At 41.2% G+C, this 21,683-nt stretch carries 20 protein-coding genes and 1 tRNA gene; 12 read left to right on the top strand and 9 right to left on the bottom strand.

Going from position 1 to position 21,683, the window contains the following annotated elements; genetic code table 11:
* Nucleotides 1-5: 5 nt before the first annotated feature.
* Together FGU46_RS10745 and FGU46_RS10740 are read right to left on the bottom strand one after the other, a co-directional pair.
* Nucleotides 6-908 (bottom strand): class I SAM-dependent methyltransferase, encoded by a 903-nt coding sequence (locus FGU46_RS10745; RefSeq protein ID WP_286475124.1) that lies wholly within the window; start codon nt 906-908, stop codon nt 6-8.
* On the bottom strand, nt 895-3,534 hold the full coding sequence (locus FGU46_RS10740; RefSeq protein ID WP_286475121.1) for a PEP/pyruvate-binding domain-containing protein: 2,640 nt from the start codon (nt 3,532-3,534) through the stop codon (nt 895-897). The genes FGU46_RS10745 and FGU46_RS10740 overlap by 14 nt, the downstream gene beginning before the upstream one ends.
* 122 nt (nt 3,535-3,656) lie before the next feature.
* Here FGU46_RS10740 and FGU46_RS10735 point away from each other — a divergent pair, with 122 nt between their 5' ends.
* Complete coding sequence (locus FGU46_RS10735) at nt 3,657-3,935, top strand: hypothetical protein (protein ID WP_286475118.1); 279 nt, start codon at nt 3,657-3,659, stop codon at nt 3,933-3,935.
* A 52-nt stretch (nt 3,936-3,987) separates the two neighbouring features.
* On the opposite strand, the gene FGU46_RS10730 is transcribed toward FGU46_RS10735, so the two are convergent.
* Both FGU46_RS10730 and FGU46_RS10725 read right to left on the bottom strand, forming a co-directional pair.
* Nucleotides 3,988-4,070 (bottom strand) — tRNA-Leu (locus FGU46_RS10730).
* A gap of 56 nt (nt 4,071-4,126) precedes the next feature.
* Nucleotides 4,127-4,603, bottom strand: coding sequence for a hypothetical protein (locus FGU46_RS10725; RefSeq protein WP_286475114.1), 477 nt, complete (start codon nt 4,601-4,603; stop codon nt 4,127-4,129).
* A 116-nt stretch (nt 4,604-4,719) separates the two neighbouring features.
* Between FGU46_RS10725 and FGU46_RS10720 the strand changes: the two genes are divergently transcribed.
* The 4 genes from FGU46_RS10720 (at nt 4,720) to FGU46_RS10705 (ending at nt 6,688) form a co-directional block, all read left to right on the top strand.
* Nucleotides 4,720-5,652: a sodium:calcium antiporter gene (locus FGU46_RS10720; protein WP_286475112.1), complete on the top strand. Its 933-nt coding sequence runs from the start codon at nt 4,720-4,722 to the stop codon at nt 5,650-5,652.
* A gap of 88 nt (nt 5,653-5,740) precedes the next feature.
* On the top strand, nt 5,741-5,944 hold the full coding sequence (locus FGU46_RS10715) for a hypothetical protein (RefSeq protein WP_286475110.1): 204 nt from the start codon (nt 5,741-5,743) through the stop codon (nt 5,942-5,944).
* A gap of 104 nt (nt 5,945-6,048) precedes the next feature.
* A complete protein-coding gene (locus FGU46_RS10710) occupies nt 6,049-6,345 on the top strand; it encodes a hypothetical protein (RefSeq protein WP_286475108.1) in 297 nt (98 codons plus the stop codon).
* A gap of 61 nt (nt 6,346-6,406) precedes the next feature.
* A complete protein-coding gene (locus FGU46_RS10705; protein ID WP_286475104.1) occupies nt 6,407-6,688 on the top strand; it encodes an antibiotic biosynthesis monooxygenase family protein in 282 nt (93 codons plus the stop codon).
* 114 nt (nt 6,689-6,802) lie between these two features.
* Here FGU46_RS10705 and FGU46_RS10700 read toward each other — a convergent pair whose 3' ends face one another.
* Entirely contained in the window at nt 6,803-7,390 is a 588-nt protein-coding gene (locus FGU46_RS10700) for a phosphatase PAP2 family protein (protein WP_286475102.1), read from the bottom strand.
* A 179-nt stretch (nt 7,391-7,569) separates the two neighbouring features.
* Between FGU46_RS10700 and FGU46_RS10695 the strand changes: the two genes are divergently transcribed.
* The gene (locus FGU46_RS10695) at nt 7,570-8,241 is read left to right on the top strand and encodes a nitrite/sulfite reductase domain-containing protein (RefSeq protein ID WP_286475100.1); all 672 of its coding nucleotides are present in this window, start codon (nt 7,570-7,572) and stop codon (nt 8,239-8,241) included.
* Between the two features lie 162 nt (nt 8,242-8,403).
* Here the strand turns inward: FGU46_RS10695 and FGU46_RS10690 are convergent, their stop codons facing one another.
* The gene (locus tag FGU46_RS10690; RefSeq protein ID WP_286475098.1) at nt 8,404-8,658 is read right to left on the bottom strand and encodes a hypothetical protein; all 255 of its coding nucleotides are present in this window, start codon (nt 8,656-8,658) and stop codon (nt 8,404-8,406) included.
* A 222-nt stretch (nt 8,659-8,880) separates the two neighbouring features.
* Here FGU46_RS10690 and FGU46_RS10685 point away from each other — a divergent pair, with 222 nt between their 5' ends.
* Both FGU46_RS10685 and FGU46_RS10680 read left to right on the top strand, forming a co-directional pair.
* Entirely contained in the window at nt 8,881-9,888 is a 1,008-nt protein-coding gene (locus FGU46_RS10685; RefSeq protein WP_286475095.1) for a TIGR00341 family protein, read from the top strand.
* 39 nt (nt 9,889-9,927) lie between these two features.
* Entirely contained in the window at nt 9,928-11,301 is a 1,374-nt protein-coding gene (locus tag FGU46_RS10680; RefSeq protein WP_286475093.1) for an MFS transporter, read from the top strand.
* A 152-nt stretch (nt 11,302-11,453) separates the two neighbouring features.
* On the opposite strand, the gene FGU46_RS10675 is transcribed toward FGU46_RS10680, so the two are convergent.
* Nucleotides 11,454-12,947 carry a PQQ-binding-like beta-propeller repeat protein gene (locus FGU46_RS10675; protein ID WP_286475090.1) on the bottom strand — a complete coding sequence of 498 codons (1,494 nt, stop codon included), beginning with the start codon at nt 12,945-12,947 and terminating at the stop codon, nt 11,454-11,456.
* Nucleotides 12,948-13,460: 513 nt separating this feature from the next.
* On the opposite strand from FGU46_RS10675, the gene FGU46_RS10670 reads away from it, so the two are divergent.
* Together FGU46_RS10670 and FGU46_RS10665 are read left to right on the top strand one after the other, a co-directional pair.
* Nucleotides 13,461-15,149 (top strand): pentapeptide repeat-containing protein, encoded by a 1,689-nt coding sequence (locus FGU46_RS10670; RefSeq protein ID WP_286475087.1) that lies wholly within the window; start codon nt 13,461-13,463, stop codon nt 15,147-15,149.
* A gap of 44 nt (nt 15,150-15,193) precedes the next feature.
* Nucleotides 15,194-15,490: a hypothetical protein gene (locus tag FGU46_RS10665; protein ID WP_286475085.1), complete on the top strand. Its 297-nt coding sequence runs from the start codon at nt 15,194-15,196 to the stop codon at nt 15,488-15,490.
* Between the two features lie 55 nt (nt 15,491-15,545).
* On the opposite strand, the gene FGU46_RS10660 is transcribed toward FGU46_RS10665, so the two are convergent.
* Complete coding sequence (locus FGU46_RS10660; protein ID WP_286475082.1) at nt 15,546-16,217, bottom strand: hemerythrin domain-containing protein; 672 nt, start codon at nt 16,215-16,217, stop codon at nt 15,546-15,548.
* 57 nt (nt 16,218-16,274) lie between these two features.
* Nucleotides 16,275-16,670 carry a GerW family sporulation protein gene (locus FGU46_RS10655; RefSeq protein ID WP_286475079.1) on the bottom strand — a complete coding sequence of 132 codons (396 nt, stop codon included), beginning with the start codon at nt 16,668-16,670 and terminating at the stop codon, nt 16,275-16,277.
* A 491-nt stretch (nt 16,671-17,161) separates the two neighbouring features.
* On the opposite strand from FGU46_RS10655, the gene FGU46_RS10650 reads away from it, so the two are divergent.
* Both FGU46_RS10650 and FGU46_RS10645 read left to right on the top strand, forming a co-directional pair.
* A complete protein-coding gene (locus FGU46_RS10650) occupies nt 17,162-18,442 on the top strand; it encodes an anaerobic sulfatase maturase (RefSeq protein WP_286475077.1) in 1,281 nt (426 codons plus the stop codon).
* Between the two features lie 83 nt (nt 18,443-18,525).
* Nucleotides 18,526-21,435, top strand: a complete 2,910-nt coding sequence (locus FGU46_RS10645; RefSeq protein ID WP_286475075.1) for an arylsulfatase — start codon at nt 18,526-18,528, stop codon at nt 21,433-21,435.
* The last annotated feature ends 248 nt before the right edge of the window (nt 21,436-21,683 follow it).

Below are 21,683 nucleotides of genomic sequence, written 5' to 3'. Positions count from 1 at the left end.
ATCATTCATTTTAGTGGTGATGCACATACCAAACGAAAATTTCCAGTGATTCGACCCAGCAACACTCCCTTTTCGTCCGTTAGATATGTTTGTTCCATGGTTTCATTATCCATATATTCTATCATTCCCAGATTACTTTCTGCCAGTAACGATTCAATTTTCCCATTGTTTATGGAGAACATGAATTCTTCATCTCCGTGATGTTCTTTCATTGATTTTTTAAATTCCCGGGCACCATAAAGATTGTTCATGGTTTCTTCTGAAAGAGGGATGGTGTAGTCGAAGGCAATGACACTATCCCCCTGTGCATGACCAACAAAGTCCAGTGTTTCTTTTACCGATTCCAAATCCAGGTAATAACTAACTCCTTCCCATAAAAATAGTGTTATTTCCTGTTTTCTATATCCAGCCTTCTCTAAAACATCACTTAACGATTCTGTGAGGAAATCTATTGGAATATACCTGATTTCTTGGGGAATATTTATATGTGCAGCCTTCAAGCTTTTTCTTTTTCGATTCTGAGTTGGAAGGGCATCCAGTTCAAAAATTATGGTGCCACTGTTGAACTTGGCAAAACGATAAGCCCGGGAATCGTACCCGGCACCAAGCAACACAATCTGGGGAATGTGGTTAATAAGGGCATTTATGAAAAGATTATCAAAGAAAATTGTTCTGCCAATGATGTATTCAGTTAATCCGGGCATAAAACGAGCTAATTTATTATTAGTATTTTTTCTTATCTTTCCGAATCTCAAAAAAAACCGGTAGTGAGCAGGTAAAAATATCTCGGCCAGATAGTCTGGTCCCCAATTTTTCTGGGAATATTCCTTATGGGCGATGGTTCGTCGTAGTGCAGTAAAGAGGGCGGTATCTGATGGTTGTTGTTTAACTTTCTCATTTTTCATCATTACTCCCCCAGTTCCCTTTTTTATACACCACTCCCTCGTTTCCATCCACCACCAGCTCCTCCCCGGTTTTAAAAATTTGAGTTGCTCCCTTAACGGCGGTAACTGCGGGTATGCGGTATTCACGGGATATCACGGCACCGTGGGATAGTATCCCCCCGGTTTCGGTGATGAGGCCCCCGATCTTGGAGAACACCGCAGTCCAGGCCGGGTCGGTGTTGCTGGTAATGAGGATCTCATGATCCTCCAGCTGGGATAGCTCCTCTATGGATTCCACCACCCGGGCCACGCCGGTAAAGGTTCCGGGACTGGCCGCCGCTCCGTAGATAGCGTTCTGGTCATATTCCATGACGGTGTCATCGAATTCGATGCCGTTTTTTATGAATTTAGGGGGAAGTGAAGATTTATAGCGATGGAATTCCTGCTTCCTTTTCAGGATCTGGTCCTTCAAATCCGGCGCCATCTTCCCCTTCTCCAGGATATCGAATAACTCCTTCTCGTAGAGGAAGAATACTGCATCAGTTTCAGTGATGAATTTTCTCTCAGCCAGTCTACGTCCCATATCCAGGAGCATCAGCCGCTGCCGGAAGAGGATGTGGTCCAGGTAGAAGCGCTGGTTCTCCCGGAAGGTGAGGTAGGTCTGGGCTAAGTTAAGGACCATGGAAAAGATCCGGGCCTTGAAAAATCCACCTCTAGTCTTTTTTATCCGGTTTGAAACTTCCTTTTCGGTGATGAACCGGTGGTTACGACTTTCAGCCTCGGTTTTTCTTAAATCCAGATCCGAGGAGGATAGTAACTTAACCACACCCAGGACATAGGCCTGGTCCTCCCGCCAGCGGGGATATAATATTTCCCGGGTGTTGGACCGGTGCCCGTAGTTGCGGATGAACAGATCAAACTCCTGTTTAAAATCGGGATTAGTGGATATTAATTCTCTGATCTCCGATTGACTTAAGGTTTCCAGATCTACATTATTTATTTTTTCTAACAGATCCGGGTCTTCCCTCAGAATCATGGCCAGATCCGAGAACTTGATGTTCATCTCCACCGTCTTGTTATCATCTAAACCCGATATCAAACCGGCGTAGAGTGATCCGTCATCATCCAGCCATTCCACCAGCCAGTTTTTCACCATCAAGTTGGTGGCGATGGAGTGGGAAACCATACCATACCTTATGAGCTGGTAGTGCTTGATACCGGCAATCTCGATGTCCTGGTACAGGGATATCAGCTCTTGGTCGGATATTTTTTCCAGATCGGTGCGGTCAAACTCTTCACACCGGATCATGAAGCTGTTGGCCCATTTCCGGTAGGCCTTATCCGTCTTGTGCATCATCCCATCTGAGTCCCGCAGGGCAATATAGACTTGTGATAGCAGGGTTTTGTGTAAAATGGAGGGGTACTGGGATATCCGTTCCTGATCCTCCAGGGGGAAGTAGTTTAGGAGTTCCTTGGACCGGGCGAACTTGGGATAATAGGAGAAGGCCTTCTCCAGAACCCAGCTATTAAAGTAAACCCTGGACTTGTGGAGTTTCAGGAGTTGGGTGTTGGTGATGTCATTGTAGCCCATGATCCGGGCGCCTTCATGGTTCACGTAGTCAGTGAGCATTTTACCCATGACATCGTAGAAGAGGGGGGTGGTGGCATCGGCCCAGTACTCATCCCCATAGGCCCGGGTCCACAGGATATCATCACCCTCAGTTAGGGTGGTCACCGGTCTTGACTGGAGGATGTAAATGGTGTTATTTTCACATTCCAGGGCCCATTCCACATCCTGGGCCACAGCGAAGAATTCTTCCAGTTGGATTCCCAGCTGCAATAACTGCTGGAGGAGTTCCATGTTGAGGCTGGACTTTCCCTGGTAATCATCCTCAATGGGGATCAGGGTGTTCTTACCGTTCTGGAGGAAGTAGCCCTGAGTCTTGTTTTGGATCTCCTTATCCAGGAGCTTACCCTCCCGGTCCAGGACAAAGGTATCCGGGGTGACCAGTCCCGAGGCGATAGCTTCACCCAGGCCCCAGGTGGACTCGATGACGATGTTACTGGATCCGTCCACCGGGTTGGTGGTGAAGGTCACGCCGCTGATATCAGCATCCACCATTTTCTGGACTAGGACTGCAATGCCCGAGTCTTGATGTCCCAGGGCAGAATCATGACGGTACTTCACAGCTCGATCATTCCAGTAGGATGCCCAGCAATCAGTTACCCTATCCAGGATGTCCTCCTTTTTGATGTAGAGGTAACTGTCCAGTTGTCCGGCGAAACTGGCATCGGCCAGGTCCTCGGCCACCGCTGATGATCGCACCGCATAGTACCCCTGGGGAAGAGACTTTATCCTGGCGGTGACTTGAGAATGAATAGCAGACGGTAATTTTTCCCCCTTAATCAAGTCCTTGATGGATGAACAACCCTGGGATATGGAGTCTTCCCGATTAAAATCAACAGAATGAAGTATATGGGAGATCTTATCTTCCATTTCCCCTTTTATAAAAGAATCATAGGCCTCTACTGAGATAATAAAGGCCGGAGGAATATTAAAACCGGCCTGAGTCAATTTTGCTAAATTAAGGGCCTTACCTCCTGCTTTCTCCAGTGGTAAGTCCTGGTGGTCAAGTTCTATTACATACACTGTTTCACCTTAATCTCTATAATTTTGTGTAAGTGGATTAGGGTAATAGTTTTATCGTATTTCTAAGTGTGGATTACGTTCTATGCGCAAAAAGTATTATTTTAAAGGTATATAATAGTACTATGAAATCTCAGATCTACATCAAATGTCCCCAGTGTCAGAAAAATGGTCTGATAATCGAAAATAGGGGTAGATTTCTCTGCGCTAATTGCCAGTATGATTACACTCCCCTGAACGAAGATCCGGGTAAACTGGACGAAATATTAATCGATAATCTAGAGGATGGCGGTGGTCCCCTGGGTGCCATAGCCCTCTATGAATGGATAACCCTCCAACCTCCCCAGGAGGCAGCCCGGCATATCCAACAATTAGCCAAGGACAATAAGATAAAACTATTCTAGACTAGCTACTGATGGTAAATAGAGAAGGAAAAGTCGATTAATATTGAATGAGTGCAGGGGAAGGGACTCGAACCCTCGAAGGTCTACACCAATAGGCCCTGAACCTATCCCCTTTGACCGCTCGGGAACCCCTGCCTAATACCAATGATTGTGAGAAACTAGCATATAAAAGTTGTTTTTTTTAAAATTAATCAGCCGTAGATCAGGAGTACGTTTTTAGGATCCCGGGGATCAACCATTACCGGGATCTTCATACCCCGGGCTATAGATCCCACATCCAGGAGGTTCACATACTCTTTATGTTCCAACTGGTAGGGCTCCTCCCCAGCTACAGTTACCAGTAGCTGGAATTTGACCTGGGGCTGCTCATTGAGGTAAGTGCCAGTCTGCTCCCGGCTCAGTATCTCGGCTTCACCCTCCAGGCCCTTATTTAATAGATAAGTTTCCCGGTCATTGATCCTTTTGAAGAAATAAAAAACACCCAAGGCCCCCAACAAGGGGAAAACTATGAAGCAAGCCCCCATAAAGTAGAATAAATTCTGAAGTGACGAGCCATCATCGGCCAGGGCATCAGGGGAGGTGGTGAAGGCTAAAAACAGGAATATACCGCCCACGGCTAACATGGGAGCTAAAATAATAATCCATAACCAGCTACGTGTCTGCCACATACTAGGGACCCCTACCCTTTAATAAAGTTATAATTTAGGTGATATAAAAAATTTTAGTGAATTTTACAAAGAGGATCGGGAAATAAAAAAATAGCATCAAAAATAATATAAAAGCCATGGATATTGATCTTCTGATTTTCACCTTTCTATTACTGGTCCTGATATCCAGTGGTATCATCACCACCAGGTACGTCTCTAAAATCTCTTCCTATCTAAAATTAGGCCATTTTGCTGCGGGTTTCATCATCATCGCCATTGCCACCAGCATACCAGAACTGGTGGTAGGGGTGACCTCGGCCCTGGAGGGAATACCGGAACTTTCCTTGGGGAACATTCTAGGCTCCAACGTCGTTAATTTATCTCTGATTATTGGAACCGCGGTACTCATTGCCGGGGAAATTAATTTTAAGGAAAATAAAATAAAAAAGGAACTCACCTATCCCTTCTTTTTAGCCCTGTTACCCATCTTACTGGCCTTAGATGGAATGTTATCCCGTTGGGATGGTATAGTTTTAATTATAATATTTCTGGCTTACTTTTCACTTGTTTTCAGACACTCCGAGTTTGAAGAAGAGGAAGAAGTGGTGACTCGAACCCAGTTTATTAAAAGTATATTGTTTTTCACCCTGGGTTTACTTGCATTATTAGTCAGCGCCAGGTACCTGGTGGATTACGCATCCCTAATAGCCGTGGATTTGGGAATTCCAGTTTTTTTCATCGGTATAATAGTAGTTTCCTTCGGCACCTCCCTCCCAGAGCTGGCCTTTGAGACTATTTCCATGCTCCATGGCTATAAAATCCTGGCCATCGGTGATCTGATGGGTAGTACCGTAGCTAACTCCACCTTAATCCTGGGGGCGGTTTCCATTATAAGTCCAGTCCTGGTACCTGATTTCACGGAATTCGAGATCGTGGCCGTGTTTTTAATACTCCTGATCTCTATTTTTATACTATTTCTAAGGAGTAAAACTGGTCTCACCCGTTTCCGGGCATTGATATTGATATTAATTTACCTTATCTTTCTACTTCTAACTGGGTTTACCATGTAAAGGGTAACAAGGTCATCAAATTTTTCCCGGTAGGCATGTATAAATTTTTTACGTTAAAGGTGAATATAATAGTAGGGAGGGGTGTCATGTGAGGAAAATTTCCATAGTAATTTTAATTTGTCTACTAGCTGTGGGGGTGGTGACAGTCTCCGGTTGTACGGATGTTCAAAACACAGCCAACCAGGTACAACAAACCGCCAACGACGTAAATAACACTGTTAACGAAATAAATAACACCACCAACACCGTGCAGAATACTGCCAACAACCTGCAACAGCTTACCGGGCAGTGAACGCTTAATTTTCTTTTTTTAATGTTCTCTAACTCTTTCCCCTCTATTTGATCTGATATTATATCATGATGAAAAAACAGACATTATAACAGGGAGGGGGGAATATGGAATTGTTTATTCTGGATATGAAACATCTACCGGATATGTGTCCAATGTTTAACCCGGAGGTTAAACATACATTTTTTGAACGTTCCAGCCATATGGAAGAAGTTGCAGCTAAACTGGATGTAAAAATTGTGCTTAACATGGGAGTGGCCATTGAACACAACATCATTATGGTCCTGGAGGCACCTTCGGTGCAGGCTGTGGAAAACTTCATAATGGAAATGCAATTTTCTTCATTCAATGTGGTCAACCTGCGACACGCCCAGTATTCAGAAGATATTATGAAGAAGTTGTGACTAAGCACTCGACAGCTCAAACTCCAGAGTATATGGAATTATTATGGAAGGAGGTAGTATTATGGTTAAGGTGATGGCAAAATTGGTATTCGAGGATTATGATAAATGGAGACCAGCTTTCGATGAAGCAGCGAATATCCGAAAAGGTCATGGTGTCCAGGAGGCTCAAGTCTTTCGCAACTCAGATAATCCCAATGAAGTTCTGATCTTATATGAATGGGATGACCTGGAGCATGCCTGGCCTTTTTTTGAACAACCAGAAAACAAAAAGGTATTGGAAGAACTGGGATTACAAGGAAAGCCCGAAGTCTTTATTCTCAAAGAAAGGGATATATCTTTTTGATAATCTATTGGATGAGTATCGTTAAGCTATCCCGAAGTTTATTAAATGTATAATTCAAAATAGACAATTAACCCATTTATTAGTAGATCCTCCATAGATTAGATTTCTAAATTTTTAATAGAAAAAATGGGCAATTTTATTGTTTAGTAATTTATTTTCATATTTTAATGCTGTTAAGGCACAAATAGTTCCTAATAAGGCTCCGATTATTACATCGTAGGGATAATGGACACCAACGTATATCCTTGATATTCCAACTAGGAAGGCAAAGATGAAAAGTGGATATACTAACCAGTATAGTCTTCCTTTAGATTTTACGTGGTATTTTAAACCGATTACAGTAGCGGCTGCAAAAGATGATGCAGTGTGTCCTGATGGAAAGGACTGACCGTCAACTGGGACTAATAAATCTACGTTGGGCAAGGTTAAGAATGGTCTTGGTTCCGCCACCACATATTTTAAAAAAATCACAATGATATTGGTTACGAATAATGCAATCAAGGCCAATAAGGCCACTTTTTTACCAAACTTGTCACCGAAGATGTAGATCACGATACAAAATATAGTCCAGCCATAAACGCTGCCTAGAGTTGATATGAGGGGCATTATTAGATCAAAAATTGAGTTATCCAAACCCCAATTAATGTTGTAGAACCATTCTATGTTCTCTTCAAATAACTCTGATGAAAAAACATCGAACATATCCATTCCTTGTTTATTCTAAGAATATCTTGTGTTAGTTTATTAAATAATCTATGAAGGGATTAATAAACAGCTTTTAAATAATTGTTCATAAGTTTATTGATTATGTTTATTAATCCAATAAAATATAATAATTTTAACTATATTTCATCATTTAAAATTAAATCAGAGGTAAAAAAATGTCAAATAAAAAGACTAACATGCCCGAGAAAGGTGCAGCAGTTCAAAAAGACATGGAAACCTATGCAGTTAATCCCTACATCCCGGGAGGGCTGGTTGAACCGGATACCCTCAGAAAAATTGCGGATGTAGCCGAAAAATATGATGCTAAAGCCCTTAAACTATCCTCCGAACATCGAATTACCATCTTCGGCATACCCTTTAAGGATGTAGATAATATCTGGAATGATCTGGGTATGAGACCCGGGGGTTTATCCGGTAAAATAGTCAGGCCCGTCAAATTCTGTATTGGAGCATCCTGTTGTAAGATGGGGAAACAAAAAACCCATGAAATTGGGCTGGAAATTGACCAACAGTTCATGGGCACCAAGACACCTGACAAAATGAAAATCGCGGTTTCAGGTTGTGAAAACTCCTGTGCCGAACCAGCAGTCAGGGATATTGGACTTATCGGTACTAAAAATGGTTGGAATGTACTGGTGGGTGGTACTGCAGGGATCAGGCCCAGAATAGGGGATTTAATTGCTAAAGACTTGTCCAGTGAAGAGGTTTTAGAGTTAATGGCTAAAATTATTTCTTATTATAAAGAAAATGAGGAAGTAAAACGTCTGGGTAGATTCATTGACCATATGGGATTCGAGAAGTTCAAAGATGAAGTTTTAGGAAAATAAACTGCTTCTGGATTTCAGTCTCCTAAGAGTTCAACTAAAAACCTTTGATTCCTATCTCTCCATTTCCTCTTAGGGTTATCCTGGAAAATCCAAGTAGGAGGCAAATAAAAGTGTAGATAGCCAGTCTAGACTTTTTACCAGAATCAAAAACTACTTTTATTTTTAAACCATTCCTTCATCATTATCTGAAGAGTAACTCAAATATTCGCTGGTTAGGAAAGCCAGGATAATGTAACCAATTATTGCTACTACCAGGATAATACCGAATAATGTAGATTTATAGAGGTACATAGCATCAAGAATCAGGATTAATACTAAAATTAGTGTAACCAGCCATCCCTGCCAGGTTACTGGGCTGAAGCCCCATCCCAGACGTCTTTTTCTGAACCAGATTTCTTTGGTAAATCTTTTAACCATTTTTTTCTCCAAGTATTATCCTTTTTTTTAAAGAAATAAAATTTTCTTAATATGATCTTTACTCCTGGCCTGGAATCACTTAATAATTAAATTTATTTTACCAACAGTCCATACAGAGTGGTAGAGTAGAAAATATAACACCAAAGGTACCTCCAATAATTTGCAGATGATTTAAAAAATCCATTATTTAGGAAAGAATAGATTGTGTAGGAGAATTTATCCATGTTAGAATCCCTAGGCACCACCCTACACGGGGGGCCGGTTAATAAAGAAGAAGTAAACCGGCTACGAGATATTATAATGTTTGAAGGACCGGATCTTAAAAGAAGTCTGGTAAAATTTTTCTGCCTCTTAGTACTGGCTTCCGGCATCGCAACCTATGGACTCTTAGGCAATTCGGTGGCCACCATCATCGGGGCCATGATCGTGGCGCCGCTCATGCTGCCCATCATGGGATTGGCATTCGGTATCAGCATCGGCGACACCCACGCCATTCGAAACTCACTCCTCATCAGCCTGGGGGGCATCGCGGTATCCATCGCCATTGGTTACTTACTGACGGTTCCCATAGTAAGCATTACCATACCGGAAAACGTGGACCAGATCATGATACGTACCGCACCACGTATCCTGGACCTACTGGCAGCCCTGGTTACTGGCCTGGCCGGTGCCTTTGCCATGTCCCGCAGTGATGTATCAGACACCCTGCCGGGAGTGGCCATTGCCATCTCACTGGTCCCTCCCCTGGCCAACACCGGCATCTTACTGGCCACCTCCAATTTTACCCTGGCCATGGGGAGCTTTCTGCTTTTTATAACCAACTTCTTTGCCATACTCATCACCGGCGCGGCCCTTTTCGCAGTGATGGGCTTCCCCCAGGTAGTGGGCCGGTACCAGTCCGTGAAACACCGACGAAAAAGTATTGCCCTAGTGATAGTTATTATTGCCTTGATCCTGGTTCCACTGGCCTATAACGGCTACAATATCAGCACCAACAGCATCATCACCAAGAATGTGCAGGATGCATCAGCAGAGTGGTTGATTGGCAGCAGATACCAGGTTGAATCGGTAAACTCCGAGAACGCCGATAATTCAGTGGTCCTGGTGGTTATAGGGGAGGGTGAACTGCCACCCATAGAGAAACTTCAACAGCTCCTGGATGGGAAGCTGTACGGAAGACCGCTCCGGGTGCAAGTAGTCCACTCCAGCATATACTATGTTAATGATTAGAGTGGGGGATTGCTAATCTGGAATATAGGGGGAAAGAAGATGGAAACTGAAAGGAAAGAAATAAATAAAACCGTAATTTTACTGATCGCTACTCTGGCTGCATTTTTAACTCCATTTTTAGGCACCTCCCTAATTGTGGCTTTGCCTACTATTGCTAATGATCTGGCAGTTAACGCCATTCTGTTAAGCTGGGTTACTACCGCCTACTTTTTAGCATCAGCCATGTTCGCAGTTCCCCTTGGTAAAATTGCCGATATATATGGGATGAAAAAGATTTTCACCTACGGTATTGTAGTTCTCACCTTCGCTTCTTTCTTTGCCGCCATATCCCCATCCCCTGAATTTCTGGTTATAATGCGGGCTTTTCAGGGAGTGGCCAGTGCCATGATATTTGTAACCGCCCTAGCCATCATAGCCTCAGTATTCCCTCCCCAGGAAAGAGGTAAAGCCATCGGAATAAATATTACCGCCGGATATGCCGGGCTGGTCATGGGGCCGGTCCTGGGAGGTTTTCTAACCCAGTACCTGGGTTGGAGGAGTATTTTTTATCTGGTAGTGCCACTGGGGTTACTGGTCCTGTCCCTGGTCCTCTGGAAAATGAAGGGGGAATGGGCAGGATGTGTAGGTGAAAAACTGGACTACTGGGGCTCTTTAATCTATATCGTTATGCTCTCCCTGATTCTAGTAGGATTTTCCAGTATAACCGGAACTCTGGGAATGGTAATGGTTATAGTGGGTATAATAGGGATGGCTGGATTTGTGATCTGGGAGTTAAGGGTTGAACATCCGGTTCTAGACATGAGTTTGTTTTTTAAAAATAGAAGATTCGCATTCTCCAATCTGGCCGCGCTTATAAGTTATATAGGCTTATCCACCGTGGCTTTCCTGTTAAGCCTGTACCTACAATATATCAAGGGACTGGATCCCAATGTAACGGGATTGATCCTGGTGGTTCAGACGGCCTTCATGGTAATAATCTCTCCCTTCGCTGGTAGACTCTCCGATAAGATTGACCCTGGAAAATTAGCCTCCCTGGGAATGGGACTGATAACCATAGGACTCGTGATCTTTGCCTTCATAACCCAAGAGACCAGTTTGTACGTTATAGTATTGGCTCTGGCTATCTTAGGGATAGGTGTAGGCATTTTTTCTGCCCCCAATATGAACTCCATCATGGGATCGGTGGAGAGAAGATACTACGGTGTAGCCTCGGCTACGGTAAGTACCATGCGACTATTAGGCCAAACCTTCGGTATGGGACTGATCCTAATAATATTCGCCGTCTACATTGGAGCCGTACAGTTCAATCCCCAGAATTATCCGGAACTATTGGCCAGCATCCAGGTAATCTACCTTATTGCCGTGGGACTGAGTCTAATTGCCATTTTAGCATCTCTAGCAAGGAATAGGTAAAAATATCTTAGAAATGAAAATAAAATTTTATTAGTATTACTTGGCATAACCATTTTTTCTTATAGTCAGTTAAAATGTAAGTTGGAAAGGATTTTTGAATTTCGAAGGTCAACCATATCTTGTTGGATAAAAAAAAGAAAAAAAAGTTTTTGTTAGTGTCTTTTGGTAGAGATTAACCCACCCAGCACCATTAGAACAGCAAGAACTATTCCAGTTAGTGGTGTTCCGGTTTCCTGCATGCCAATAGAGTTTCCAGAAGATTTAGTGGTGGTTACTGCGTTAACGGTTGTGTTTTCTGTATTGTTGGGTTCTTTGTTGTCCAGATCAGATCCAGCTGCCCGGACAATGTAAAGTACATTGTTTCTACCGTCTACTACTCCGAAGTAAAGATAATCATTACTTCCAATGGCTGCAGAACTAGTAGCATACACTGGTAAAGACCATTTAAGAGTTCCGTCACTGTTTAATGCAAAGAAAGTATCTTCATCGCCTTCTCCAAAGTAAATGGTTCCATCTGCACCAATTACTGCTTCATGGTTTACAGAATACATTGTTGGGTAATTCCATTTGAGACTTCCATCGGGGTTAATGGCATACAATCCATAATTATATCCATCACCATTGTCGTAGTAACCTCCAATGTATATGGTACCATCTTTAGCAATTGAGGGATTGGTACGGAAACGACCATTGGTAATAGTATATTTCCAGTCAGCTTGATCCTCAGATGGATTCATGGCATATAATGTACCATCAACGACCATGTAAACGATTCCTTCACGAACTACCAATGCACTTGAGTCCAAATTTCCTGACATACCGCCACTCCATATAGAGTTTCCATTTTGATCCAGCACGCGCAATACACTCTGTCCATCATAATTCCAATAGTACATGTAGGCAAAATTGATTGTTCCTTCAGTCCCTACGGCTGGAGATGCAATATTACCTCCATAAGCTCCTTGACTAACAGAATATCCCCATTTTAAGGTACCATCAGGTTTCACTGCATTTAATTTAGCGTACCATCCAGAGTCGTAATAGTTGGTGGTGAAGTAGATAGTTCCATCAGTTCCTATAGCTGGAGAACCTCTCATGTAAACGGTTGTTCCTTCGTTGAGGATGTATTTCCATTTTAATGTGCCGTCAGGATTTATAGCATATAAAAAGCCATAAGTCCTGGTACTATCAAAGAACCCACCGGTGATGTAAATGGTTCCATCATTGGTAATGGCAGGAGACCCACTGATGTAATTGTAATTGCTATCGTAGATGATTCCATCGTAAATGGTGAAGTTCCATTTTTTAGTTCCATCAGGTGTCAATGCATATAGATTAGCTAATTCGTTGATGCCATTATTGAATGATGTTGGTAAGTAGACTGTGCCATCAGGTCCTATAGATGGTGCACCAGTTATTTTGGTGTTTTCATTATCTGGGGTAAAGTTCCCGGTGGTGTTATTAGATTGAGGTCCAACATACTGGGACTGACCAGTGTTTTGGTTATCATTTTGGGCTTTAGGGAATTCACTGTCTGCCAATGCGTCATCAGTAGCAGCCATGGCTGGGGAAATTGAAAGGACTAAGAGTGTTAGCAGTGCTAAAAACAAAAAAATGTTTTTATATTGAATTCGGTTTGTGATCAACTTTTTTTCACCTCCTTTATGCTTATTTTGATAAATTAATATCAAGGTAAATTATTATTAAATTTTGAAATATTAGGTTAGAATATCTTTATTATCATAATACATAATTAAAACACTATCTATATGTGGGGTTCGCCGGAAATGACATGCCAATTTCATTTCCGATATAAAAAACTAAATAAAAATATAATCTTTAACAGTAAATCGAAAAAAGCTCTGGAACTCTTAACCAGCATCTAGATAATCTTCTCATTACTGTGATAGTGAGTGTAGTCGCGGTGTTTGCATCTCTGGCCCGGAAGTGAGGGAATTTAATTCACCAAAACATTACATTTCCAACAATTCTATGATAGATATTCAAAGGACCTTGGAGATATAAATTCAAATTTGGTGGAAGGACTGCCTGCAATTCTTAATATGGATACTTGGTTTTCACCACCAAGTATAGGTGCCTAATTTTTTTATTGTTTAATAAACAAAATTTATCATGAATATTATTAGATTTCTAGAAAAATGAAAACTTGTAAGCATGAATATGGTTCTTCAGGAGAATTATGTACTGAAGAAGTTTGGATAAACTCAGATTATTGCATTTTACACACTGATTTCCCGAGAAACAGGAATTCACCAGATTTTAATATCTTAACTGCTGAAAAAAATAAAGAAATTCAAAAAAAAGTCACGAATAAGGATTTTAATTTTGAAGGTTCCCGGTTATTTAACCTTGATTTTTCTAGGATGAAAATAATGGGTGACCTGAATCTCAGGGATGCAGATGTAAAAGAAAATCTTTTATTGTCATACCTGAAAGTTGAGGGTAAGTCTATTTTGCAGGGAATCACAGTTGGTGAAACTTGTGATTTTCAGGAGGCAGAGTTTGGTGGTGATGCTGAATTTACCCAAGCCGTAATTGGTGGGAATGCAAATTTTAACCGAGCGAAAATTAATGGCAACGTGCATTTTGATAAGGCTGAGATTGGTGGAGATGCCAACTTTACGCGCGCCATAATCAGGGGGGATGCAGATTTCTCCCTGACTCATATTAATGGGGGTGCATATTTTCCACTGGCCAGGTTTAATGGAGATATGAACTTCCTTCTTGCCATTATAGATGGCATCCTTGATTTTAGAGTAAGAATTGATGGGAAGGCCGATTTTGAAAAGGTAAAGATTGGTGGGGATGCTGATTTTCAGGAAGCTGAGATTGCTGAGGGAGTTTATTTTACCAGATCAACCATTACTGGTAATATCAATCTTTTCATGGCGAAAATTAGTAAAACTGCTTATTTTAGGGGGGCCACACTTCTTGGAAAGGCAAATTTTGAACAGACCAGCTTTAATTGTAACGTGGATTTTCAGGAAGTTAAATTTGGTGGGGATGCTAACTTTGAGAAGATGGTTACCACTGGAATTTCCAAATTTCAATGGTCCATTTTTTCTGGTTACGTATATTTTTCAAATTCTGGTTTTAAAGGACCAGTAAACTTTGATGAAACTTCTTTTTTAACTAAAGGAGTCTTTAAGGGATTAAGAAATTTTAATGCCTCTTTTGAAGGCGCAATTCTTAAAAATGTTGCATTTAGAGATTGTGATCTAACAAATGTACGATTTAAACACGTGATATTTGAGCATTGTGGATTGTCCACCTCCAACTGGGACGATAAAATTCCTGAGCATAGGGATTTGGAATTAACTAAAAAAGATAAGCTGGACCGATATTCCATATCCTTATCTAACTTTTTTAAAATTTTATGGACTCCGGATCTAATAAAAAAGGCAAATATAGCTGCAGATTCATACAATAGAATAAAAAAATCTCTTAGGGAAGAAGGAGACTACCTAAAGGCTGGAAAATTCTATATAAACGAAATGGATCTGCGAAGAGAAGTATACTGGAATAATAATAAATTGATGTGGCTTTTTTACTCCATATTATCCATCACCACCAATTATGGCGAAAGTATAAGAAGACTAGTAATTAGCTATTTTGGATTGATAACAATTTTTGCAGTATTATACGTGGGTATATACGGGTATCAAGTTTATAATGCCATAATATACAGTGCATTAAACTCCGTGGCCGTAATCTATAGTACCGGACAACCTACTGGATTAGAATTCTTAATATTCGTTGAAAATTTAGGTGGCACAGTTTTAATCGCCCTTTTCGTGTACGTATTTGCCATGAAGATGTCACGATAAAATAAAATTATTCCAAAAAATATATTGTAACAGAGGTGGAAAAAATGCCAGTATTTATTCTAGACATGGAACACTCCCCCGAGATGTGTCCCATGTACAATGATAAGATACGTAAAAAGTTTAAAGAACAATACAACAAAATGAAAGAGATTGCAGCCAAACTGGAAATAAAAATATTGATTAACCTCAGTGTTGCCATGGACCACACGTCTTTACTCATACTAGAGGCTCCTTCGGTAGAGTCCATGGAGAACTTTGTAATGGAAATGGGATTGGTATCATTCCAAACCATCACCATGCGCCATGCCATCAACACTGATGAGGTGATAGAACGATTTTAATCCTAATATCTGGAATTGATGACTGCAATGTGCTTGAATGAAAATTATACACGATTCATTTGAGAAAGAAGGGTTGCATGGAGGTCCATTTATCTTTCCAGTCGATGGGTACCAGTTGTTGGGTTACTGTCTCCGGGAATCCCTGGGCCAGAATGGCACGATCCTCAGGAGATGAGTTATACAGGGCAAAGGGCACCAACAAGTATGCCGGGCCAGCCTTTTTCTGAAAAAAATCGGAAAATTTTTTTTGGATCCTGATCATTTCATCCCGATTTATATCCAGGCTACCCACTTTTTGAAATAATTGTGTCTCCTCGATCTGTATATGAGGATGCCATATTTGATTTATTTTTTTAAAACCAGATTGAAGCTTTTTTAGTGAACTTATTACATCTCTTTTGGACCTTAAACTGTTGAGTCCGCTATTTATTTCCTTTAGAGAACTATCAACCACTTTATGTTCTTTCATCAACTGTAAATAAGGTACATCCGGTATAAGCGGCTTGAAGTAGGGGAACAACTGCTGATTCTCAACCTTATGATGCCCATCCAAAAATGACGAAAAAGCCTCTACGTAGTTAAGGAAGCCTTCCCGCTTTTGTTCTTCTATACTGCCCCTTTCTAAAAATTCATTAGTATTTCTAATACCTACTTCCAGACCACGGGTAATGATCCGGTGAAAACGTATGAAATCTTCTCCAACGTTGGGCTGATTTAGATTAGACATCCTGATCCCCTACTTTTTCAAGCTCAACTGTCCTTTCTTCACTATTCTTTTTTTCCTTTATTCGGTTTCAGGAGTTTCTTCTGTTCCGGGGGTTTCCATTTTTCGTCTTTCTCTGATGACATCCGCAGCAGTTGAGCCTAGTTCGCTTATAGCTCGAGCGATTGGACCGGGTGACTTGAGTGATAATAATTTAATCCCTTCAGGACCTTTCACATCCTTGAAGACTGCTATCATTGCTATGGGTTCTATACCAGTCCCTCCAGCAGCTCCAGCACCTTTACCACCTTGGTCTTGTGGACCTTTTCCTTCGCCCATACCGGCACCGAAAGCCATGCCAAATCTGGTGACAGGAATAAGGATCTTGTCTTCAGTTTCGATGGTTTCACCGATGACATTTTCAATATTCAAGACCTTACGCAATTCCTCTACCGTAGTTTTTATTGCATCCTCCATACCAACATCACTCCTCTTATGAATACATAATTTATTGTTCCCCAAACATGATAATTTTTTGGACAGTATCCAAAAAAAAATTAGTTTCAGAATTATTTTAGAAAAAATAAAAATTAAATATGAACTTAACATTCTGAAGGAAATTGATGTTGTATTGTTAAGAATTTACTTCGCTAAACCTGCATATCTTTGACCAGGAGGACGCTATATCATAAAATTTGGTTCATTCTGAACAGTATCAACCTCTTCAGAGTACCCAATTTCCTTGACAATTAAATCTAATTTATGTCAATAATATTTCCAATAATACTTCATCTTTGAATATATTTTAGGGTTAAAATTGTTTAAATTAAACCTAAAAAAACCATTGATTATACTTCAAACCTATTGATTAATTATACCTCATAAAAATCTATAAAAGAACCAATATGGATACTAATATTAAATAGAATTACTCCATTTTATTAGGTACCTCAGTAGGTGTTGATTAATTGACAGAATCAGAATACTTAGTAAGTTTTCATTTAATGGCCAAGCCTAATGGAGCATTATGTAATTTAAACTGTAAATATTGTTTTTATACTCCAAAAGTGGAACTTTATCAAGATAGAGAAATGGAAATGTCTGATGAAGTGTTGGAAGAGTACACTCGCCAGTACATTGGTGCTTTGGAGATTCCAGAAGTTACATTTGCCTGGCAGGGTGGTGAACCTACTCTCATGGGTATTGAATTTTTCAAGAAGGCCATTAAATTTCAGCAGATGTACAAAAAACCAGGGATGAAGATATATAACACCATACAGACCAATGGAACCCTCTTAGACAAGGATTGGTGTGAATTTTTCCGGGAAAATGATTTTTTAGTGGGTATCAGCATTGATGGCCCCCGAGATCTTCATGATGCTTATCGAAGGGATAAAAAAGGAAATCCCTCTTTTGATCGAGTAATGCATGGTTTAAAGCTGCTTAAAAAGTATGAAGTTGAATTTAATATTTTATCCACGGTAAATCGGAGTAATGCTGATTATCCTCTGGAGGTATATAATTTTTTTAAAGAGGTGGTTGGTGCCAAACATATTCAGTTTATACCAATCGTGGAAATGGAAGATTCAAATGGAAAAATAAAGGTTTCAGATGAATCAGTGCTCCCGGAACAGTACGGAAAGTTCTTATCAACTATTTTTGATGAATGGGTACAGAAGGATGTGGGGAAAGTTTATGTGCAAATATATGATGCTGCTCTAGCTTCATGGGTTGATTATCCTCCATCTGTGTGTCTATTTGCTCCAACCTGTGGAACAGCTCTTATAATAGAACATAATGGGGATATATACTCTTGCGATCACTTTGTGGACTCTGAACATTTATTAGGTAATATAATGGAAACTCCAATGGAAGAATTAGTATCATCTTCCCAACAATTTCAATTTGGTTTAGATAAAAAAGAGAAACTTCCTCAAAAATGCGTTCAATGTGATTTTAAATTTGCATGCTATGGTGCTTGCCCAAAACATAGATTTTTAATTAATGAAACTGGTGAAAAACATTTAAATTATCTCTGTAACAGTTACAAAGAATTTTTTGAGCATATTAAATGGCCAATGGAGATAATGACTTCTTTATTAAATCATAATAGAGCACCTGCTGAGGTAATGTCTATTTTAAAAGGTGATGAAACCTTAAAAAAAGTCTTCCCGGATATTGGCCGTAATGATCCCTGTCCCTGCGGAAGTGGGCTAAAATTTAAAAAATGTCATGGGAAATCAGGATAACTTTATATACAAAATAAATCGTACATTTATTATTTATAATTTAATGAAACTGGTATTTGTGAATCATCATATGGGGTATTATCATGAGCAAGGATAAAGAAAATAACATCGTTATTATGGCCGGCTATCAAAGTATTGAAACAGCCGAAAAGAACTTCGATCAGCTCACAGAGCTGGTAAAGGACAAAAAGATAAAGACTGAAGGTATGATCCTTGTCCAAAACGACCAGGATGGTAAAGTGAGTGTCACCGAGACCGGGGACAAATTAGGCCGTAAGGGAATGGGTTGGGGTGGTGGTGTAGGACTCCTGGTAGGGTTAGCTGCACCACCCCTACTGGCTTCTGTAGTTGTAGGCGCTGCTGCTGGTGGACTTATCGGAAAATTCACCAAGAAAAAGGTACAAAGTGGCATTGAAAGTGGACTTGGTGATAAACTCAAGCCCGGGACCGCAGCTATTATTACCATTGTTGGAGAAAATGATCGACTAGTAACTGAACAGGCACTTGCAGATTCACCAGCCAAATCTGTTGCCCCAATAAAGGGCATAAAAGGCCTTAAAGAGGCTTTAGCAGAGGCAGGGGGGAAATTTAACCCCGACCGTACTGTATTACCAATTCCCGACCGTGAATTCGGTGGAGCAGTAGGACGTACCCTACGTGATTCTGTGGCAGATTGGACCATGATTCCAGGACCACAGGCACCGGAAGATGCTCCTAATGTGTTAGTCATTCTTATTGACGATGCTGGCTACGGTAACATTGGATCCTTTGGTGGTCCCATTAACACCCCTAATTTCTCGAGGGTGCAGGAAATGGGGATTACCTACAACCGATTCCATGTAACTGCAGTGTGTTCCCCCACACGGGCCTGCCTCTTGACAGGTCGCAACCAGCATCGAGTTGGTTTTGGATCTATTGCAGAATATCCCGGCCCATTCCCCGGCTACACAGCCGCCAAACCTAAAAGCTGCGCAGCATTTCCACGTATCCTCAGAGAAAATGGATATGTCACCGGAGGTTTTGGTAAGTGGCATTTAACCCCTGATAATGTACAGGGTGCAGCCGGACCTTTCGATAACTGGCCTCAAGCATGGGGTTTTGACCATTGGTGGGGTTTCCTTAGTGGTGCAGCCGGTCAATATGACCCAATAATCACGCAGGACAACTCAACACTTGGCGTACCCGAGGGTAAAGATGGAGAACACTACTACTTCCCTGATGATCTCACTGATAAGGCAGTAGAGTGGCTGCATGCTGTCCGGGCCCAAGACGCTCATAAGCCCTGGATGATGTACTACTCAACTGGATGTGCACATGCACCCCACCATGTGGCAAAGGAGTGGGCTGACAAATATAAAGGCCAGTTTGATGAGGGATGGGATGTAATGCGTGAGAAGGTCATTAAACGCCAAAAAGAGCTGGGTATAATCCCTGAAGATACAAAATTAACCGAACGCCCAGACCTCTTCCCTGCATGGGAATCATTAAATGAAGATGAAAAAGTACTCTACGCTAGACAAATGGAAGTTTATGCAGGTTACTCTGAAAACGCAGATTGGAACGTCGGAAGATTACTCGACGCAATAGAAGAGATGGGAGATCTGGAAAATACCCTTATTATGTATATTTGGGGCGATAATGGAGCAAGTATGGAAGGAACCCTTACTGGTTCTTTCAATGAGATGACATTCTTAAATGGGATAGTGTTGGATGCAGACCATCAATTGAAACTGATTGATGAATATGGCGGCATGGATGCTATGGGAGGCATCCATACCGCACCTCATTACGCGGCAGCTTGGGCACATGCCGGTAACACACCATTCCAGTGGGGTAAGCAGATGGCCAGTCACCTGGGGGGTACCAGAAACCCCATGGTCATAGCTTGGCCAGATCGAATCAAGCCAGATAATGAAATGAGGACCCAGTTCACCCATTGTATAGATGTAGGTCCCACTATACTGGAAGTAGTAGGTATTCCTGAACCTGATATAGTTGATGGAATTGAACAAGAACCTATGGATGGTACTAGTTTCGCTTACACCTTTGATGATGTCAAAGCTGAAGAACGTCACATTGTACAATACTTCGAAATGTTTGGTAGCCGAGCAATCTATAAAGACGGTTGGTGGGCAGCTTCCAAACCCGACAGGATACCATGGGACTTTTCACCTGAAACACTGCAACGTTTCGGGCCAGATGCTGATTGGGATCCCGATAAGGATGCACCTTGGGAATTATATTATTTGCCTGAAGACTTTTCACAGGCCAAGAACATCGCAAAAGATAATGCAGATAAAGTAAAGGAACTCCAAGACCTATGGTGGGATGAAGCCGAGAAAAACCAAGTTCTGCCGTTGATGGGCGGGGCTTCAGTTATGTACGGAATCTTGCCACCGCTTCCTACCATTACCCGGTTTTCATTCGCGGGTGATGTTCAGAATGTGCAGCGTGGTATGATACCCCGTGTTTATGGGCGATCCTATGCTATTGAAGCCGAAATCTCAGTTCCTGAAAGCGGGGCAGAAGGAGTGATTGTCTCCAACGCTGATTTCATGGGAGGATTTAGTTTATGGGTTGATGAGGAGGGATTGCTACATCACACCTACTCCTTGCTTGGTGTGGAGATTTACAAGCAGATTTCTGAGGAGAAGATTCCTACCGGTGATGTGGAGGTGAAGATGTTGTTTGAGGCAGATGAACCCAAACCGGGTACAGGCGGGCAAGTAACATTATATGCCAATGACAAAAAGATTGGCGAAGGCAGGATGCCCCATACAGTTGCTGTTGCTTTCTCTTCCTATGCGGGTATGGATGTAGGTTGTAGTAATGGTCTAGTAGTTGATAGGGACTATGAAGATAATGCTCCATATGCGTTCACGGGGACTGTTAAAAAGGTAATCTTTGACCTCCGGCCTAATACCCATGAAGATGAGGAAAAGCTTCATGAGATAGAACAACAATCTAATATTGCCCATGGAGCCTCAGGATAGTTTATTTGCCAGAATACTTCTGGATGAGTAATAGGGTCTTCGATTTAAATGCTTGAAGGCCCGATTTTTATTTAGATGAGAATTTCTCATCCTTCTTTCCTGGCCTGATTCTAAATTGTCTGCCTAAATTGATGTATAAAATCTAATATAACTGGTAAGGAATCAAAAATTATCATAGAATATTTAAAATGGATTATATTTGATTTACAAGCAATTCATAGTTCAATTAAACTTGCTAAAGATAATGG

It is taken from the genome of Methanobacterium sp. CWC-01, assembly GCF_030323845.1.
Lineage (GTDB): Archaea > Methanobacteriota > Methanobacteria > Methanobacteriales > Methanobacteriaceae > Methanobacterium > Methanobacterium aridiramus.
The sequence above is the reverse complement of the archived record's forward strand: the minus strand, read 5'-3'. Positions and strand labels throughout refer to the sequence as shown.

Bases quoted from the DNA above. Each gene is read 5' to 3' on its own strand.
- FGU46_RS10745 (WP_286475124.1), bottom strand. From the start codon at position 908: ATGATGAAAAATGAGAAAGTTAAACAACAACCATCAGATACCGCCCTC.
- FGU46_RS10735 (WP_286475118.1), top strand. From the start codon at position 3,657: ATGAAATCTCAGATCTACATCAAATGTCCCCAGTGTCAGAAAAATGGT.
- FGU46_RS10725 (WP_286475114.1), bottom strand. From the start codon at position 4,603: ATGTGGCAGACACGTAGCTGGTTATGGATTATTATTTTAGCTCCCATG.
- FGU46_RS10720 (WP_286475112.1), top strand. From the start codon at position 4,720: ATGGATATTGATCTTCTGATTTTCACCTTTCTATTACTGGTCCTGATA.
- FGU46_RS10710 (WP_286475108.1), top strand. From the start codon at position 6,049: ATGGAATTGTTTATTCTGGATATGAAACATCTACCGGATATGTGTCCA.
- FGU46_RS10705 (WP_286475104.1), top strand. From the start codon at position 6,407: ATGGTTAAGGTGATGGCAAAATTGGTATTCGAGGATTATGATAAATGG.
- FGU46_RS10700 (WP_286475102.1), bottom strand. From the start codon at position 7,390: ATGTTCGATGTTTTTTCATCAGAGTTATTTGAAGAGAACATAGAATGG.
- FGU46_RS10695 (WP_286475100.1), top strand. From the start codon at position 7,570: ATGTCAAATAAAAAGACTAACATGCCCGAGAAAGGTGCAGCAGTTCAA.
- FGU46_RS10690 (WP_286475098.1), bottom strand. From the start codon at position 8,658: ATGGTTAAAAGATTTACCAAAGAAATCTGGTTCAGAAAAAGACGTCTG.
- FGU46_RS10685 (WP_286475095.1), top strand. From the start codon at position 8,881: ATGTTAGAATCCCTAGGCACCACCCTACACGGGGGGCCGGTTAATAAA.
- FGU46_RS10680 (WP_286475093.1), top strand. From the start codon at position 9,928: ATGGAAACTGAAAGGAAAGAAATAAATAAAACCGTAATTTTACTGATC.
- FGU46_RS10670 (WP_286475087.1), top strand. From the start codon at position 13,461: ATGAAAACTTGTAAGCATGAATATGGTTCTTCAGGAGAATTATGTACT.
- FGU46_RS10665 (WP_286475085.1), top strand. From the start codon at position 15,194: ATGCCAGTATTTATTCTAGACATGGAACACTCCCCCGAGATGTGTCCC.
- FGU46_RS10660 (WP_286475082.1), bottom strand. From the start codon at position 16,217: ATGTCTAATCTAAATCAGCCCAACGTTGGAGAAGATTTCATACGTTTT.
- FGU46_RS10655 (WP_286475079.1), bottom strand. From the start codon at position 16,670: ATGGAGGATGCAATAAAAACTACGGTAGAGGAATTGCGTAAGGTCTTG.
- FGU46_RS10645 (WP_286475075.1), top strand. From the start codon at position 18,526: ATGAGCAAGGATAAAGAAAATAACATCGTTATTATGGCCGGCTATCAA.